This window comes from Trabulsiella odontotermitis (assembly GCF_030053895.1).
In the GTDB taxonomy this organism is placed as follows: domain Bacteria; phylum Pseudomonadota; class Gammaproteobacteria; order Enterobacterales; family Enterobacteriaceae; genus Trabulsiella; species Trabulsiella odontotermitis_C.
The window spans coordinates 2,517,289-2,533,077 of the sequence record NZ_CP125781.1; the positions used below are offsets into that span (position 1 = coordinate 2,517,289).

Annotated in this window: 17 protein-coding genes and 1 other annotated feature; of the genes, 3 read left to right on the forward strand and 14 right to left on the reverse strand. The window is 53.6% G+C overall.

Annotated elements, in window-relative coordinates:
• Positions 1-41: 41 nt before the first annotated feature.
• Positions 42-2,420, reverse strand: a complete 2,379-nt coding sequence (gene ppsA, locus QMG90_RS12065) for a phosphoenolpyruvate synthase (RefSeq protein ID WP_283279859.1) — start codon at positions 2,418-2,420, stop codon at positions 42-44.
• 337 nt (positions 2,421-2,757) lie between these two features.
• On the opposite strand from ppsA, the gene ppsR reads away from it, so the two are divergent.
• The 3 genes from ppsR to hemP all read left to right on the forward strand — a co-directional run bounded on the left by ppsR (position 2,758) and on the right by hemP (position 5,106).
• A complete protein-coding gene (gene ppsR, locus QMG90_RS12070) occupies positions 2,758-3,591 on the forward strand; it encodes a posphoenolpyruvate synthetase regulatory kinase/phosphorylase PpsR (protein WP_283279860.1) in 834 nt (277 codons plus the stop codon).
• 153 nt (positions 3,592-3,744) lie between these two features.
• Positions 3,745-4,791 (forward strand): 3-deoxy-7-phosphoheptulonate synthase AroH, encoded by a 1,047-nt coding sequence (gene aroH, locus QMG90_RS12075; RefSeq protein ID WP_283279862.1) that lies wholly within the window; start codon positions 3,745-3,747, stop codon positions 4,789-4,791.
• Positions 4,792-4,926: 135 nt separating this feature from the next.
• Complete coding sequence (gene hemP, locus QMG90_RS12080) at positions 4,927-5,106, forward strand: hemin uptake protein HemP (protein WP_283279863.1); 180 nt, start codon at positions 4,927-4,929, stop codon at positions 5,104-5,106.
• 4 nt (positions 5,107-5,110) lie between these two features.
• Here hemP and selO read toward each other — a convergent pair whose 3' ends face one another.
• The 13 genes from selO to infC form a co-directional block, all read right to left on the reverse strand.
• Complete coding sequence (selO, locus tag QMG90_RS12085) at positions 5,111-6,553, reverse strand: protein adenylyltransferase SelO (RefSeq protein ID WP_283279865.1); 1,443 nt, start codon at positions 6,551-6,553, stop codon at positions 5,111-5,113.
• A 61-nt stretch (positions 6,554-6,614) separates the two neighbouring features.
• The gene (locus tag QMG90_RS12090) at positions 6,615-7,328 is read right to left on the reverse strand and encodes an EAL domain-containing protein (RefSeq protein WP_283279866.1); all 714 of its coding nucleotides are present in this window, start codon (positions 7,326-7,328) and stop codon (positions 6,615-6,617) included.
• 282 nt (positions 7,329-7,610) lie between these two features.
• Positions 7,611-8,075, reverse strand: coding sequence for a C40 family peptidase (locus QMG90_RS12095; protein WP_054180820.1), 465 nt, complete (start codon positions 8,073-8,075; stop codon positions 7,611-7,613).
• A gap of 52 nt (positions 8,076-8,127) precedes the next feature.
• Positions 8,128-8,901 carry a vitamin B12 ABC transporter ATP-binding protein BtuD gene (gene btuD, locus QMG90_RS12100; protein ID WP_283279867.1) on the reverse strand — a complete coding sequence of 258 codons (774 nt, stop codon included), beginning with the start codon at positions 8,899-8,901 and terminating at the stop codon, positions 8,128-8,130.
• Entirely contained in the window at positions 8,901-9,452 is a 552-nt protein-coding gene (locus tag QMG90_RS12105; RefSeq protein WP_283279868.1) for a glutathione peroxidase, read from the reverse strand. The genes btuD and QMG90_RS12105 overlap by 1 nt, the downstream gene beginning before the upstream one ends.
• A 23-nt stretch (positions 9,453-9,475) precedes the next feature.
• Positions 9,476-10,456, reverse strand: a complete 981-nt coding sequence (gene btuC, locus QMG90_RS12110) for a vitamin B12 ABC transporter permease BtuC (RefSeq protein WP_283279870.1) — start codon at positions 10,454-10,456, stop codon at positions 9,476-9,478.
• Between the two features lie 99 nt (positions 10,457-10,555).
• A complete protein-coding gene (gene ihfA, locus QMG90_RS12115) occupies positions 10,556-10,855 on the reverse strand; it encodes an integration host factor subunit alpha (protein WP_006820203.1) in 300 nt (99 codons plus the stop codon).
• Between the two features lie 4 nt (positions 10,856-10,859).
• A complete protein-coding gene (gene pheT, locus QMG90_RS12120; RefSeq protein ID WP_283279871.1) occupies positions 10,860-13,247 on the reverse strand; it encodes a phenylalanine--tRNA ligase subunit beta in 2,388 nt (795 codons plus the stop codon).
• Between the two features lie 15 nt (positions 13,248-13,262).
• A complete protein-coding gene (pheS, locus tag QMG90_RS12125) occupies positions 13,263-14,246 on the reverse strand; it encodes a phenylalanine--tRNA ligase subunit alpha (RefSeq protein WP_283279872.1) in 984 nt (327 codons plus the stop codon).
• Between the two features lie 60 nt (positions 14,247-14,306).
• Positions 14,307-14,431, reverse strand: a sequence feature (Phe leader region).
• A complete protein-coding gene (gene pheM, locus QMG90_RS12130; protein WP_001386830.1) occupies positions 14,382-14,426 on the reverse strand; it encodes a pheST operon leader peptide PheM in 45 nt (14 codons plus the stop codon). Its footprint overlaps the feature before it by 45 nt.
• 113 nt (positions 14,432-14,544) lie before the next feature.
• Entirely contained in the window at positions 14,545-14,901 is a 357-nt protein-coding gene (rplT, locus tag QMG90_RS12135) for a 50S ribosomal protein L20 (protein ID WP_006820206.1), read from the reverse strand.
• A gap of 51 nt (positions 14,902-14,952) precedes the next feature.
• Positions 14,953-15,150, reverse strand: coding sequence for a 50S ribosomal protein L35 (gene rpmI, locus QMG90_RS12140; RefSeq protein WP_001124225.1), 198 nt, complete (start codon positions 15,148-15,150; stop codon positions 14,953-14,955).
• Positions 15,151-15,245: 95 nt separating this feature from the next.
• Positions 15,246-15,788: a translation initiation factor IF-3 gene (gene infC / locus QMG90_RS12145; protein WP_072011887.1), complete on the reverse strand. Its 543-nt coding sequence runs from the start codon at positions 15,786-15,788 to the stop codon at positions 15,246-15,248.
• Between the last annotated feature and the right edge of the window lies 1 nt (position 15,789).

Genomic DNA, 15,789 nt, shown 5'->3' on the forward strand with positions numbered 1-15,789 from the left:
CCGGTCTCTCAACCAGGGATTTTTGCATTTCAGCAAGAACGTTACTTATTGAGTTCTGCCAGACTCAGCCAGGTCTGTACGACGGTGTCCGGGTTGAGCGACAGACTGTCGATCCCCTCTTCCATCAGCCAGGCGGCGAAGTCTTCATGGTCGGACGGGCCCTGACCGCAGATACCGACGTATTTTCCCTGCTGCTTCGCTGTGCGGATCGCCATTGACAGCAACGCTTTCACCGCATCGTTACGCTCATCGAACAACTCTGAGACCACGCCGGAATCACGATCCAGACCCAGCGTCAGCTGTGTCATGTCGTTAGAGCCGATGGAGAAGCCATCAAAGTGTTCGAGGAACTGTTCCGCCAGCAGTGCGTTGGACGGGATTTCGCACATCATAATGACTTTCAGCCCGTTCTCGCCACGCTTCAGGCCCTGACGCGCCAACTCATCTACTACCGCTTTTGCCTGCGCCACGGTGCGCACGAACGGGATCATGATTTCAACGTTGGTTAACCCCATGTCGTTGCGAACGCGTTTCACCGCCTCGCACTCCAGCGCAAAGCAATCGCGGAAGCTGTCGGAGACATAACGTCCGGCGCCGCGGAAGCCCAGCATCGGGTTTTCTTCGTCTGGCTCGTAACGCTCACCGCCCACCAGGTTGGCGTATTCGTTAGATTTAAAGTCAGAGAGGCGAACGATAACGCGCTTCGGATAAAACGCCGCGCCAAGCGTAGCGATCCCTTCGGTCAGACGACCGACGTAAAACTCTTTCGGCGAATCGTAGCCTTTCATCATCTCGCGGATTTCGTTCTGCAGCGCAGGCTCCTGGTCATCAAACTCCAGCAACGCGCGCGGGTGAACGCCAATCATCCGGTTGATGATGAATTCGAGACGCGCCAGCCCTACGCCTTCATTCGGCAGGCAGGCGAAATCAAATGCGCGATCCGGGTTACCGACGTTCATCATAATCTTCAGCGGCAGATCCGGCATGGTATCCACGCTGGAGCTTTTCACGCTGAAGTCGAGCAGTTCAGCGTAGACGTAACCGGTGTCACCTTCCGCGCAGGAAACCGTGACCTTCTCGCCATCTTTCATGCGCTCGGTGGCGTCGCCGCAGCCGACGACGGCCGGAATACCCAGTTCACGGGCGATAATCGCCGCGTGGCAGGTACGACCGCCGCGGTTGGTGACAATCGCCGCTGCTTTTTTCATGATCGGCTCCCAGTCCGGGTCGGTCATGTCAGTCACCAGGACGTCGCCGGGCTGGATGCGGTTCATTTCGCTGATATCGTGGATCACCTTCACTTCGCCAGCACCAATGCGGTGCCCGATAGCGCGACCTTCAGCGATAATTTTACCCTGTGCGTGAAGCGTGTAGCGCTCCATTACCTGACCGCGTGAGCGCACCGTTTCAGGACGCGCCTGAACGATAAACAGCTTGCCGGTATGCCCATCTTTTGCCCACTCGATATCCATCGGGCGACCATAATGTTTTTCAATCTGTACCGCTTGTTTCGCCAGCGCCTGCACTTCCTCGTTGGTCAGCGAGAAAACATCGCGCTGCTCCTGCGGAACATCTTCAATACGGACCTGTTTGCCGTGCTCCTGCGTCGGGGCATAGACCATGCGGATCTTTTTCGAACCCATGGTGCGGCGCACGATAGCCGGGCGATTGGCCGCCAGCGTCGGTTTATGGACGTAAAACTCATCCGGGTTCACTGCGCCCTGCACCACCATTTCGCCGAGACCCCAGGCGGAGGTGATGAACACGACCTGATCGAAACCAGATTCGGTATCAATGGAGAACATCACGCCGGACGACGCGAGATCAGAACGCACCATGCGCTGTACGCCCGCCGAGAGCGCGACACCGCGGTGATCGTAGCCCTGATGCACACGATAAGAGATAGCGCGGTCATTGAACAGCGAGGCAAAAACGTGCTTCACCGCCACCAGCACGGCGTCAAAGCCCTGGACGTTGAGGAACGTTTCTTGCTGGCCGGCGAAAGAGGCATCCGGCATATCTTCTGCGGTAGCAGAAGAGCGTACGGCGAAAGAGGCGTCTGCGTCGTCGGCAGAGAGTTGCTCGTAGGCTTCGCGGATGGCGGTTTCCAGTTCGCTCTGGAAAGGTGTGTCGATGATCCACTGGCGGATCTGCGCTCCGGCTTTCGCCAGCGCGGTTACGTCATCAATATCGGTCTCATCCAGCAGCTGATAAATGCGCTGGTTGACACCGCTCTGGTCGAGAAACTGATTAAAAGCATCTGCAGTGGTCGCAAATCCGTTGGGAACTGAAACGCCCAGACCGGACAGATTTGTAATCATTTCACCCAGGGAGGCATTTTTGCCCCCAACTCTGTCTACATCATTCATGCCGAGTTGGTTGTACCAAAGCACCAGCGGTGACGAGCCATTGTTGGACATCGAAACAATCCTTTTGTGATTTAAGAACGGGTGCCAGTCATGCACTGGCGACGCGAATTATCCTCGCATAATTACGCCGCTGATAAAAACGGTGAATCGTTCAAGCAATTTAATTTTTTTGATTTTCAGACAACTCCGCGAAATGATGTAACACCATGATTTATCAGCATTCACCTACAAAACCACGGTATAAGAAAAATTATTTTGAAAATGAACCGGTCTTTTCATTAAAAATAAAAATAGCGTTTCACTCTTAAATGAGACAAATGGCCCTGCGTTATGATTAAATTTAATTTACTCTTTCAGATAATTAAGCAGATTAAACCGGATGGTCAAAATGGAAAATGCTGTAGATCGCCACGTATTTTATATTTCTGATGGAACGGCCATTACGGCGGAAGTGCTTGGTCATGCGGTGATGTCCCAGTTCCCGGTAACAATCAATAGCATCACCCTGCCGTTTGTCGAGAGCGAAAGCCGCGCCAAAGCGGTCAGAGAGCAGATTGACGCCATTTATCAACAAACCGGCGTCCGGCCGTTGGTCTTTTATTCCATCGTTATTCCGGAAATCCGCCACATTATTCTGCAAAGCGAAGGATTCTGTCAGGATATTGTTCAGGCGTTAGTCGCTCCGCTGCAGGAAGAGATGAAGCTGGATCCGACCCCGGTTGCCCACCGAACCCACGGGCTGACACCGGGTAACCTGACCAAATATGATGCGCGTATCGCCGCCATTGACTACACACTGGCGCATGATGACGGCATTTCGCTACGTAATCTCGATCAGGCGCAGGTGATCCTGTTAGGCGTGTCGCGCTGTGGGAAAACCCCGACCAGCCTCTATCTGGCGATGCAGTTTGGGATTCGCGCGGCAAACTACCCGTTTATCGCCGACGATATGGACAATCTGGTTCTGCCCGCCACGCTGAAACCCTTACAACACAAAATGTTTGGCCTGACGATCAACCCGGAACGCCTGGCGGCTATCCGTGAAGAACGGCGGGAAAACAGCCGCTACGCCTCACTGCGTCAGTGTCGCATGGAGGTGTCAGAAGTGGAGGCGCTCTACCGTAAAAATCAGATCCCTTACCTCAACAGTACCAACTACTCGGTGGAAGAGATTGCCACCAAAATAATGGATCTGATGGGACTCAGTCGCAGAATGTACTAATAAACTAGTACAATGTAGCATCATCGTGTAAGATACCTACCGTGATTGCATGCACCTCACGGCCAGGCTTGAATTCAGTCAGGATTGGTTTATCGTGATGGGCATCACTTCCGGTATTTCTGCCGATGAAGCAAACAATTTCTGAGACACCCAATGAATAAAACTGATGAATTGCGTACTGCGCGGATGGACAGTCTGGTCACACCCGCGCAACTGGCGCAGCAATACCCCGTTTCGCCTGCCGTTGCGGATCACGTGATCCAGTCACGCCGTCGTATTGAGAAAATCCTTAATGGTGAAGACAGCCGTCTGCTGGTGGTAATTGGCCCCTGTTCCATTCACGATCTGGATGCGGCAATGGATTATGCGCGTCGCCTTGCGGCGCTGCGCAGTAAACATCAGGCGCATCTTGAGATCGTCATGCGCACCTATTTTGAAAAACCGCGCACCGTTGTTGGCTGGAAAGGACTGATTTCCGATCCAGACCTTAACGGCAGTTATCGCGTGAATCACGGCATCGAACTGGCGCGTAAGCTGCTGTTGCAGGTGAATGAACTGGGCGTGCCGACAGCCACTGAATTTCTCGACATGGTAACCGGGCAGTTTATCGCCGATCTCATCAGCTGGGGAGCGATTGGCGCGCGCACCACGGAAAGCCAGATCCACCGGGAAATGGCTTCAGCGCTCTCCTGCCCGGTGGGTTTTAAAAACGGAACGGACGGTAATACCCGCATTGCGGTGGATGCTATTCGCGCTTCGCGCGCCAGCCATATGTTCCTGTCGCCGGATAAAAATGGCCAGATGACGATTTACCAGACCAGCGGCAACCCCTACGGGCATATCATTATGCGTGGCGGGAAAAAGCCGAACTACTCTGCCGCTGATATTGCCGCGGCCTGCGATACGTTGCATGAGTTTGATCTGCCGGAGCATCTGGTTGTCGATTTCAGCCACGGAAACTGCCAGAAACAGCACCGGCGCCAACTGGATGTCTGCGATGATGTCTGCGCGCAAATTCGCAATGGTTCAACGGCGATTGCGGGTGTCATGGCGGAGAGTTTCCTGCGCGAGGGCACCCAGAAGATCGTTGCCGGCCAGCCTCTGGCGTATGGTCAGTCGATCACCGACCCCTGCCTGAACTGGGAAGACAGCGAAGTGCTGCTGGAAAAACTGGCCGCCGCTGTCGCCACCCGTTTCTAATAAAACGCTCGCCGCTGTCACTGCGGTGGGCGTCTTCCCCTTTTTTTCATAAATAACGCTTGCTGCGGGCTGATGTATTATTGATAATGATTATCATTGTTACGTTGATAGTTGTTTAAAAACAGTACGATGCCTATGGACAGCTCCACCGAACAGGACAAACCGAAAGAGAACAGCCCCTATCCCGTTCCCACCGATCGCCGCATCAGCAGCCAGGCGCTGTTAGGTCAGGAAGGCCGCGTGCTGATCGAACACAACGGCCATGTATACCTGCTTCGTCAGACCCTCGCCGGAAAACTGATCCTGACCAAATAACCGCTTAGCTGGAACAGCTCACCTCCAGCCGTTTCCCCCAGTCCGGTGGACGGCTGACATAATCATCATCCCTGTCAACAAACGGGTTCCGCAGCGCCTCCTGCAGACGCGACAGCTCCTGCATATCGCCGCGTTGTGCCTGTTCAATGGCTCGCTGCGCCAGCCAGTTACGCAATACCATTGCCGGATTAACCCCCTTCATCCACCGCTGGCGTTCGTCATCAGCAATCTGTTCCTGCTGAAGACGCTCACGATAGGTCTGGAACCAGCGGTCAAACGCACCACGATCGATAAACTCATCACGCAGCGGTGACGCCGCACTGCGCTGCTCCGTCTGACTAAGCATCCGGAAGGTTCGGGTAAAATCACTGCCTTCCCGCGCCATTAGTGCAAACAGCGCATTCAGAAGGTCATTGTCACCCTGCTGCTCAGTATAAAAACCGAGCTTGCTGCGCATCTGCAATCCATATTCGCGAAACAGCGCCAGCTGATAGATGTCCAGCGCCTCGTTGAGGGCTTCGGCGGTGATGAACGGTGACAGCGTCTGCGCCAGCCGTTGCAGATTCCACAACCCGACAGCCGGCTGATTATCAAAACTGTAACGTCCCTGATGATCTGAATGGTTACAGATAAAGCCCGGTTGATAGTCATCCAGAAAGCCATACGGGCCATAATCCAGCGTTAGCCCGAGGATCGACATATTGTCGGTATTCATCACCCCATGCGCAAAACCGACCGTCTGCCAGCGCGCAATCAGGGTTGCCGTTCGCGTGACAACGTCACGAAACCAGATAATATATTTGTCACTCTCATTTTCCAGTTGCGGCCAGTGGTGGCGGATCACATAGTCTGCCAGCTGGCGCACCTTTTCCGGTTCCCGGCGGTAGTAAAAGTGCTCAAAGTGACCGAATCGCACGTGACTTTCCGCAATCCGCATCAACATCGCGCCCTGTTCCATCGTCTCGCGACGGACAGGCGTATCGCTGGTCACTATCGCCAGCGCACGCGTCGTGGGAATACCGAGCCCGTGCATGGCTTCAGACGCCAGACTTTCGCGAATTGTAGAACGCAGCACCGCGCGACCATCACCCATACGGGAGTACGGCGTCAGTCCTGCGCCTTTCAGATGCCAGTCATAACGCTGGCCGTCAGGCAGTTGTTGCTCGCTCAGCAGAATGCCGCGCCCGTCGCCGAGTTGCCCCGCCCAGACGCCAAACTGATGTCCGCTGTAAACCTGCGCCAACGGTGACATGCCGGGCAGCAACGTTTCGCCCCCCCAGACGCCAGCGCCCTGTTCTGGCTGGAACAAAGACGCCTCAACACCCAGCTTTTCAGCCAGCGGCACGTTGTGCCAGATTAGCCGGGCATTCTCTAACGGTGTGGGTTGCAATGCGGTGTAAAATCCCGGCAGCTCATCGCGCCAGTGAGATGTAAAAGACAGGGTCATGGTTCCTCCTGTCTCTAGTGTAGTGCCTTCTTCGCAGGACAAACACGGGAGGTTTGCAGGGTTATCCCTGTACCAGCGTGGTAATGCGACTCGCGGTAACGGCGGGCCACAACGCCCCTTGCATAGCGCTGAAACCAAACGGTTCCACCCGCCGCCGCGTCTCTTCGTTGTCAACGCCCGCAATCATCAACGTGGCACAATGCGGCAGTACCTGAGCCACGATAGCGCGCATAAAGGGTTCAAATGAAGAAGACAGTATGCGACGCTGAACGAAGGTTTTATCGATAGCAATACGCGAAAAAACGCCAGCAAAAATGGCTTTTGTGGACGCATCGCCCGCGCCAAAATTCGCGAGCACCAGATTAAACCGCTTTGCGAGTATCATTAATGCATGATGTTCATTCAGCGTATTTAAACCAGGGTAATTTTCATTAATGGTAAATTCGAGAAACGGGAATCGTTTAACGCTTTCGATTAACGCGGTTTGTGTTAACAACGCCTGCACAATGACCGGGGATATATTTATCCAGGCCAGTAAATGATGTTGAATAAAAAAGAGCTGGCAGGTTTCCAGCAACGCGAGTTTTTCATTAAATAATGATAACTCTTCATCGGGAGTCATGTACCTGGTGATGAGTTCCGTTGGCGTACGGACACCCGTGCCCACACCGACAAAGTTGGCAATGATTTCCAGACCGATGAGTTTGTCGGTATTGTTTCTGGCCGGGAGAAATAAACATTCCGGGCGATAGGCGTTATCCAGTGAGACAATCATTGCATCTGCCCCTCAACAAGGACGATTCCCGGCAACCTGATGTAACGACGAAAGCAACGCGAGCTAATTGATTTTATTATAGATAATTTCATCCGTTCCTTTTTAGAATAACGGTATCCCTGAGACAAAACATTTATTATATTGTAATGCATACCTGCATGTTTAGACAATCAACCGTTTTACCTAATGCAAATCATTGCAAAAGAGAATAGAGCGAAAATGTTATATTAATGTTTTCTACCGATAACAAAAAAGGGACGCAAAGTCCCTTTTCTGACATGATCAAATTCGTCTCGCCTGCCAGAAATTTTTCCGCCAGTAGACGTTATCCAGTGAGGAACGAGTGACGCCCTGACTCGTTGATGCATGAATAAAGGTGTTGTCGGTATCATAAATGCCGACATGCAAACCATTGGCGCCAGAGCCAGTTTTGAAGAATACCAGATCGCCGGGTAACAGCTGATCTTTGTCTATTTCTGTACCCACATTCGCTTGTTGGCGAGTTTCACGCGGCAATTGCATCTCAAATTGATCGCGGAACGTCATGACCACAAATCCGGAGCAATCAACGCCCCGACGGTTCATGCCGCCATAGCGATAAGGGGTTCCCCGCCAGTTCTGCAACTGATCATTCAGACCGGCGATGACGGCAATCGAGTCAGAAAGCCGTGGATTAGGCGGTGGCGCGCGATGGCTGCTGCATCCTGCAAGAATGAATGCCACCAGCAAAATAAACCAGAAACGCATGTCCGCGGTTCCTCTGTCTTTTATTTTAATAATAATTTAGCGTGGTTAATGATTAACTGGCAAGAGACCTTTCGTGTGGCAGCGTTGAAATCAGAATCTGATGTCCGGATATATCCAGCCGCTGAAAATACATTTGCCAGGCCTGATAAAGATGTTCCGGCGTTAATACCTCTTCTTTTTTCCCGCTGGCGATCAGTTTGCCGTCACGCATTAACCAGACGCGATGGGCAGTGCGCAGCGAATAATTGAGATCGTGACTGCTCATCACCACCGTAATACCCGCCTCGCAAAGCTGATTCAGCAAGCCATCCAGCGCCGCCTGCTGCGCCACATCAAGGCTGTTCATCGGCTCATCAAGCAGTAAAAGCTGCCCTTGCGGGTTGCCTTCAGGATGGATTTGCAGCATCACCGCCGCCAGACGTACGCGTTGCCATTCGCCACCGGAAAGCTGGTTGGTCTGGCGCCCCAGTTTTGAGGTCAGCCCCAGCGCATTGGCCATTTTATTCAGCAGAACGCTCTGCGATTTATCGTGCTGATGGAGCATCAGATACTGCCAGACCGGAATCGCAAATGGCGGTGTCTGCTGCTGCGTGAGATACGCACGATGGTGCGCCAGTTCGGTTTCGGACCAGCTTACGAGATCTCTGCCATTGAAGGCTACCTGGCCTTTGCCTGCACTCAGCCCCGCCATTCGTGTTAACAGCGTGCTTTTCCCTGCACCGTTTGGACCAACGAGATGCAGGATCTCCCCACCCTGCACGTCAGCAGAAAACGGCCCAAGGCGAGCCGTTTCCTCGACATGATGCAGCTGCATCAGGAGCGTCATTAGTTCGCCAGCGCCTGTTTGATGGCGTTTGTGACAGTGGGATCGTCCGGGGTCATATCCGGTGAGAAGCGCTGAATCACCTGCCCGTCACGACCCACGAGGAATTTCTCGAAATTCCACAGGATATCGTCCGGGTAGAGCGGTGTGCGCCCTTTGCTGGCCATACGTTCGTAAAAACCGCTACCTTCCGGGGCAATTGCCACGGGTGCGGCTTTGACCAGTTTCTGATACAGCGGATGGCGGTGTTCACCGTTGACGTCGCCTTTGCTCAGCATCGGGAACGTCACGCCGTAGGTGGTCGAACAGAAAGTTTTGATCTCCTCTTCACTGCCTGGCTCCTGACCCATAAACTGATTGCAGGGAAAGCCCAGCACGCTGAATCCCTCTTCCTGCCATTTCTTCTGGATAGCCTCCAGTTGCTCATACTGCGGCGTTAAGCCACATTTTGATGCGACGTTGACGATCAGCAGAACCTTTCCGCGCCAGGTTTCCAGCGTAGTTTTCTCGCCGTCGATGGTGGTAACTTCGGTGTTCAGAATATCGTTTTGCATAGCATCCTCATTGTCTGTGGTTCTTAACGACCCGATTTTAAGAGTAACCAGATAAAGACCGGAGCGCCCAGTGTGGCGGTGACCACGCCGATGGGCAGTTCAGCGGCAGAAAGCGCCAGACGCGCAATCACATCCGCCATCAGTAACGCGCTTCCCCCGGCCAGTACGCAAGCCGGCAGCAGCACCCGGTGATCAGTCAGGCCGCACAGCCGCAGGATGTGAGGAATGACCAGACCGATAAATCCAATAGCTCCCGCCAGCGCAACGCTGACGCCTACCAACCAGCCTGTAGCGATGACCAGCAATTTGCGCCACAGCCACAGCGGCAAACCAAGTTGACGCGCGGAGACTTCCCCCAGTGCCAGTAAATTCAACGGCTGTGATTGGCCGCTGACCCATACCATGACCGGGATCAGCGCAATCATCAACCATAGCTGTTGCCAGTCCACACCGCCAAAGCCGCCCATCATCCAGTACATTAACTGGCGCAGATCGAAGGAAGTCGAGAAATAGACCGCCCAGGTCATAATGGCGCTGCAGATGATCCCGAGTGCAACCCCGGCCAGCAACAGGCGGCTGGTTGAGAGATGGCGACGGGCAAAGCGCAGCAAAATAAAGGTGATGAGCAGCGCGCCAGCGATGGCGCACAGGCCCAGTACCCAGCCAGGCAACAGACCGTGCCCGAGCAGCACAGCGGCAATCAGGCCGACGCCAGCCCCATTGGATACACCCAACAGGCCGGGTTCGGCAAGCGGGTTTTCAAACAGCGCCTGCATAATGGCGCCGGAAAGCGCCAGCGCCGCCCCGACCAGCAATACCGCCAGCGTACGCGGCAGGCGGATCTGCCAGATAAACAGTTGCCCTTTCGCGCTGAACCAGTCTGCCGGCGCGATCCACTGATCGCCCGCGCAAAGACTGAGCATCGTCGCAACCGCCAGTATCAGCAGCAACGCGAGAAGCCAGCGTCGGTTTCGTTGTTGTTGAAGTCGAACCCAGGAGAGCATAATTTCCATTAACCAGGCAGCAAGGTGTTTGATTTTACGGTGACTGTCTGCCGCAGAAAAGAAAAAAGGCCGCGAAGCGGCCTTTTTAGTTAGTTCAGATCACTCTGCCTTGGGCGAAGCGTTTTCGACTCGGCTCTTTAACTTCTGTCCGGGTCTGAAGGTCACCACACGCCGGGCTGTAATGGGAATATCTTCGCCCGTCTTCGGGTTGCGCCCCGGGCGTTGATTTTTATCACGCAAGTCAAAGTTACCAAAACCGGAGAGTTTCACCTGCTCACCATTTTCCAGAGCACGACGAATCTCTTCGAAAAACAGCTCTACCAGTTCTTTGGCATCCCGCTTGCTAAGCCCAAGCTTATCAAACAGATATTCTGACATTTCAGCTTTTGTAAGCGCCATAGGTTCAATCCCTCAATGATGCCTGGAATCGCTCTTTTAATGCCTCTACACATCTGGCAACGGTAGCGGCAATCTCCTCTTCTTCGAGTGTACGGCTGGTATCCTGAAGGATCAGGCTGATAGCAAGGCTCTTATAACCCTCCGCTACACCCTTACCACGGTACACGTCAAATAAGTTTACGCCAACTACCTGATTTGCGCCAACTTTCTTACACTCGGTGAGAATATCCGCTGCCGCAACGTTTTCAGCGACCACAACAGCGATGTCGCGACGGTTCGCCGGGAAGCGAGAAATCTCCTGAGCCTGAGGCACCACGCGGTCTGCGAGCTTGTTCCACTCCAGTTCGAACACCAGAGTGCGACCGTTCAGATCCAGTTTACGTTCGAGTTCCGGATGAACAACCCCAATGAAACCAATACGTTCGCCTTTCAGATAAATCGCCGCAGACTGTCCCGGATGCAGTGCCGGATTGGCTTCCGCTTTGAACTGAACGTCAGCCAGTTTACCGGTCAAATCCAGCACGGATTCGAGATCGCCTTTTACATCATAGAAATCAACGGTCTCTTTTGCCAGGTTCCAGTGCTCTTCATAACGGTTGCCACAAATCACCCCCGCCAGCATCACATCCTGACGAATGCCGAGGTTTGCCTGGGTATCCGGTACAAAACGCAGGCCAGTTTCGAAGATACGCACACGGCTCTGCTGGCGGTTCTGGTTATAGACCACGGTGCCCAGCAGGCCGGTCCACAGCGACAGGCGCATGGCGGACATTTCGCTGGAGATAGGGCTTGGCAGGATCAGCGCCTCTTCACCCGGGTGGATCAACTGCTGAATTTTCGGGTCAACGAAGCTGTAGGTGATCACTTCCTGGTAGCCTTTATCGTTCAGCAACGTTTTCACGCGCTTGAGCGACAAATTCGCTTCTTTGTGGCTTCCCATGATCAAACCAGCCTGAACCGGCTCATCCGGGATATTGTTGTAGCCGTAAATACGCGCCACTTCTTCCACCAGATCTTCTTCGATTGAAATATCGAAGCGCCAGCTCGGCGCCACCGCCTGCCACTGGTCCTGGCCTTCGGTCACGTCGCAGCCCAGACGGCGCAGGATATCGCTAACCTGCGCATCGGCAATATGATGGCCGATAAGGCGATCCAGTTTGCTGCGACGCAGCAGGATAGTCGCTGGTTTCGGCAGTGTGGCAGCATCGGTAACATCAATTACCGGACCCGCTTCGCCGCCGCAAATGTCGATCAGCAGACGGGTGGCGCGCTCCATTGCTTTGTATTGTAGCGCCGGATCAACGCCACGCTCATAGCGATGAGACGCATCGGTGTGCAGGCCATGACGGCGCGCGCGACCGGTGATCGACAGCGGGCTGAAGAACGCACATTCCAGCAGGACGTTCTGCGTGTCGCCGTTTACGCCGGAATGTTCGCCGCCAAAGATGCCGCCCATCGCCAGCGCTTTACCGTGATCGGCAATCACCAGCGTGTCGGTATCCAGTTTTGCTTCGCTGCCATCCAGCAGTACCAGGGTTTCGCCCGGCTTCGCCATACGCACTACGATCCCGCCGTCGATACGGTCACGGTCGAAGGCGTGCATCGGCTGGCCCAGTTCAAGCAGTACATAGTTCGTGACATCAACCACCGCATCAATGGAACGAATACCGCAGCGACGCAGCTTTTCTTTCATCCACAGCGGTGTTGGCGCTTTAACGTTGATACCTTTGACGACACGGCCCAGATAGCGCGGGCAGGCATCGGTCGCTTCTACCCTGATGGGCAGCGTATCGCTGATGGTTGCCGCTACCGGCGCCATTTCCGGTTCAACCAGCGGTTGCTGGTTCAGTACCGCGACGTCACGGGCGACACCGATAATGCCGAGGCAGTCTGCACGGTTCGGCGTCACGCTGATTTCGATGGTGGTATCGTTGAGCTTCAGGTATTCGCGAATATCGATGCCAATCGGCGCATCTGCCGGCAGTTCGATAATGCCGCTGTGATCGTCGGAAATCCCCAGTTCGGAGAAGGAGCACAGCATCCCTTCAGACGGTTCACCCCGCAGTTTCGCGGCTTTGATTTTAAAATCGCCCGGCAGTACGGCACCGATGGTCGCCACCGCCACTTTCAGCCCCTGACGGCAATTTGGCGCACCGCAGACGATGTCCAGCAGGCGTTCGCCGCCGACGTTTACTTTCGTCACGCGCAGTTTGTCAGCGTTCGGATGCTGGCCGCACTCAACCACTTCACCCACCACCACGCCGTTAAATGCGCCCGCGACCGGCTCAACGCCATCTACTTCCAGACCCGCCATGGTGATCTGGTCGGAGAGTGCGACGCTGTCGATGGCCGGATTGACCCATTCGCGTAACCACAGTTCACTGAATTTCATTGTTATATCCTGCCCTTATTTAAACTGTTTGAGGAAACGCAGATCGTTTTCGAAGAATGCACGTAAGTCGGTGACACCGTAACGCAACATGGTCAGGCGCTCCATGCCCATCCCGAAGGCGAAACCGGAGTAAATTTCCGGATCGATACCGACGTTACGCAGTACGTTCGGATGCACCATGCCGCAACCCAGCACTTCCAGCCATTTGCCATTTTTACCCATCACATCAACTTCGGCAGACGGTTCGGTGAAAGGGAAATAAGACGGACGGAAACGAATCTGCAAATCTTCTTCAAAGAAGTTACGCAGGAAGTCGTGCAGCGTGCCTTTCAGGTTGGTAAAGCTGATGTTCTTATCAACGATCAGCCCTTCCATCTGATGGAACATCGGGGTGTGCGTCTGATCGTAGTCGTTACGATAGACGCGGCCCGGCGCGATGATGCGAATAGGCGGTTGCTGGTGTTCCATGGTGCGGATCTGCACGCCAGAGGTCTGGGTACGCAGCAGACGCGTCGCGTCAAACCAGAAAGTATCGTGGTCGGCGCGGGCCGGATGGTGGCCAGGAATGTTCAGCGCATCGAAATTATGGTAATCGTCTTCGATTTCCGGGCCAGTCGCGACGGTAAAACCGAGCTCGCCGAAGAAACTTTCAATACGGTCAATAGTACGGGTGACCGGGTGCAGGCCCCCGTTTTCAATACGGCGGCCCGGCAGCGAAACGTCGATCGTTTCTGCAGCCAGACGGGCATTCAGCGCAGCGCCTTCCAGATCCGCTTTACGCGCGTTCAGCGCCTGCTGAACCTGCTCTTTCGCTTCGTTGATGACCGCACCTGCCGCTGGACGTTCCTCAGGCGGCAGTTCGCGCAGGGTTGTCATCTGGAGGGTCAGATGCCCTTTCTTGCCCAGATATTCGACGCGTACGTTATCTAACGCGGCAACATCTGAAGCCTGATTAATGGCTGCCTTCGCACTGGCAACCAGCTCTGCGAGATGTGACATGGGTTTCCTCGTTGTGTCGGTGCAGACACCGTCTATGGTAATTATTTCGCTCTATCCAAAAGCAAAAAAGCCTCCATAGTGGAGGCTTTCTGGCGCTGTTTTTCGTTTCTTCTTTCACGCGCTAGCCCCCTGGATTCAGGTGCTAAAGTAAAAAAAGAAGCGGAAAATAGCAGCATTCATGCTTGCGTTACCTTAGTGGTAATGGGGTAAACCTTATTGAAAAGTCTTACCAGTCAAATGTCAATGGGCTATGCCGTTGAAATGAAAAGAGGGAGACAAGCTCCCTCTTTCAACTGGCTTATGCCAGTGCTGATTTCGCTTTTTCAACCAGGGCAGTGAATGCCACTTTGTCGAATACAGCGATGTCAGCCAGGATCTTACGGTCGATTTCAACAGAGGCTTTTTTCAGGCCATTGATGAATTTGCTGTAAGAAATACCGTTCTGACGTGCTGCTGCGTTGATACGCGCAATCCACAGTTGACGGAACTGACGCTTTTTCTGACGACGGTCACGATAAGCGTACTGACCTGCTTTGATAACAGCCTGGAAGGCAACGCGGTATACGCGTGAACGCGCACCGTAGTAGCCTTTAGCTTGTTTCAAAATTTTCTTGTGACGTGCACGTGCAATTACACCACGTTTTACGCGAGCCATGATGCTCTCCTGTCTCTATTCAAGTTAAAAAAGTTAATAAACGTTAACGGCTTATGCGTACGGCAGGCACGCGATGACCAGACCCAGATCGCCTTTGGAAACCATGGCTTTCGGGCGCAGGTGACGTTTACGCTTGGTAGCTTTTTTGGTCAGAATATGACGCAGGTTAGCGTGCTTGTGCTTAAAACCACCTTTACCGGTTTTTTTGAAGCGCTTAGCAGCACCGCGTACGGTCTTAATTTTTGGCATTTTAATAACTTCCACTTCGCATTGTTAATAAACGAAACCCAGGCGAACAAAAGCTGTGGGGCCCGAAAGCCTCACAGCCGTTGCTACTTGAAGGCCTACTGTTTCTTCTTAGGAGCGAGCACCATGATCATCTGGCGGCCTTCGATCTTCGTTGGGAAGGATTCGACCACTGCCAGTTCTGTCAGATCGTCTTTCACGCGATTAAGCACTTCCATACCGATCTGCTGGTGCGCCATCTCACGACCGCGGAAACGCAGTGTGATCTTGGCTTTATCACCCTCTTCCAGAAAGCGAATCAGGCTGCGGAGTTTTACCTGATAGTCGCCTTCATCTGTACCAGGACGGAATTTAATTTCCTTAACCTGGATAACTTTTTGCTTTTTCTTCTGTTCCTTAGAAGATTTACTCTTTTCATAAAGGAACTTGCCGTAGTCCATGATACGACAAACTGGCGGTTCGGCGTTAGGGCTGATTTCAACTAAATCTACTCCAGCTTCCTCAGCCTTTTCGATTGCTTCTCTCAGACTCACAATCCCCAGTTGCTCACCTTCCAGACCTGTTAAGCGAACTTCCTGGGCGCGAATCTCGCCATTAATACGATTCGGACGTGCCGTTTGAACTCGTTTTCCGCCTTTAATA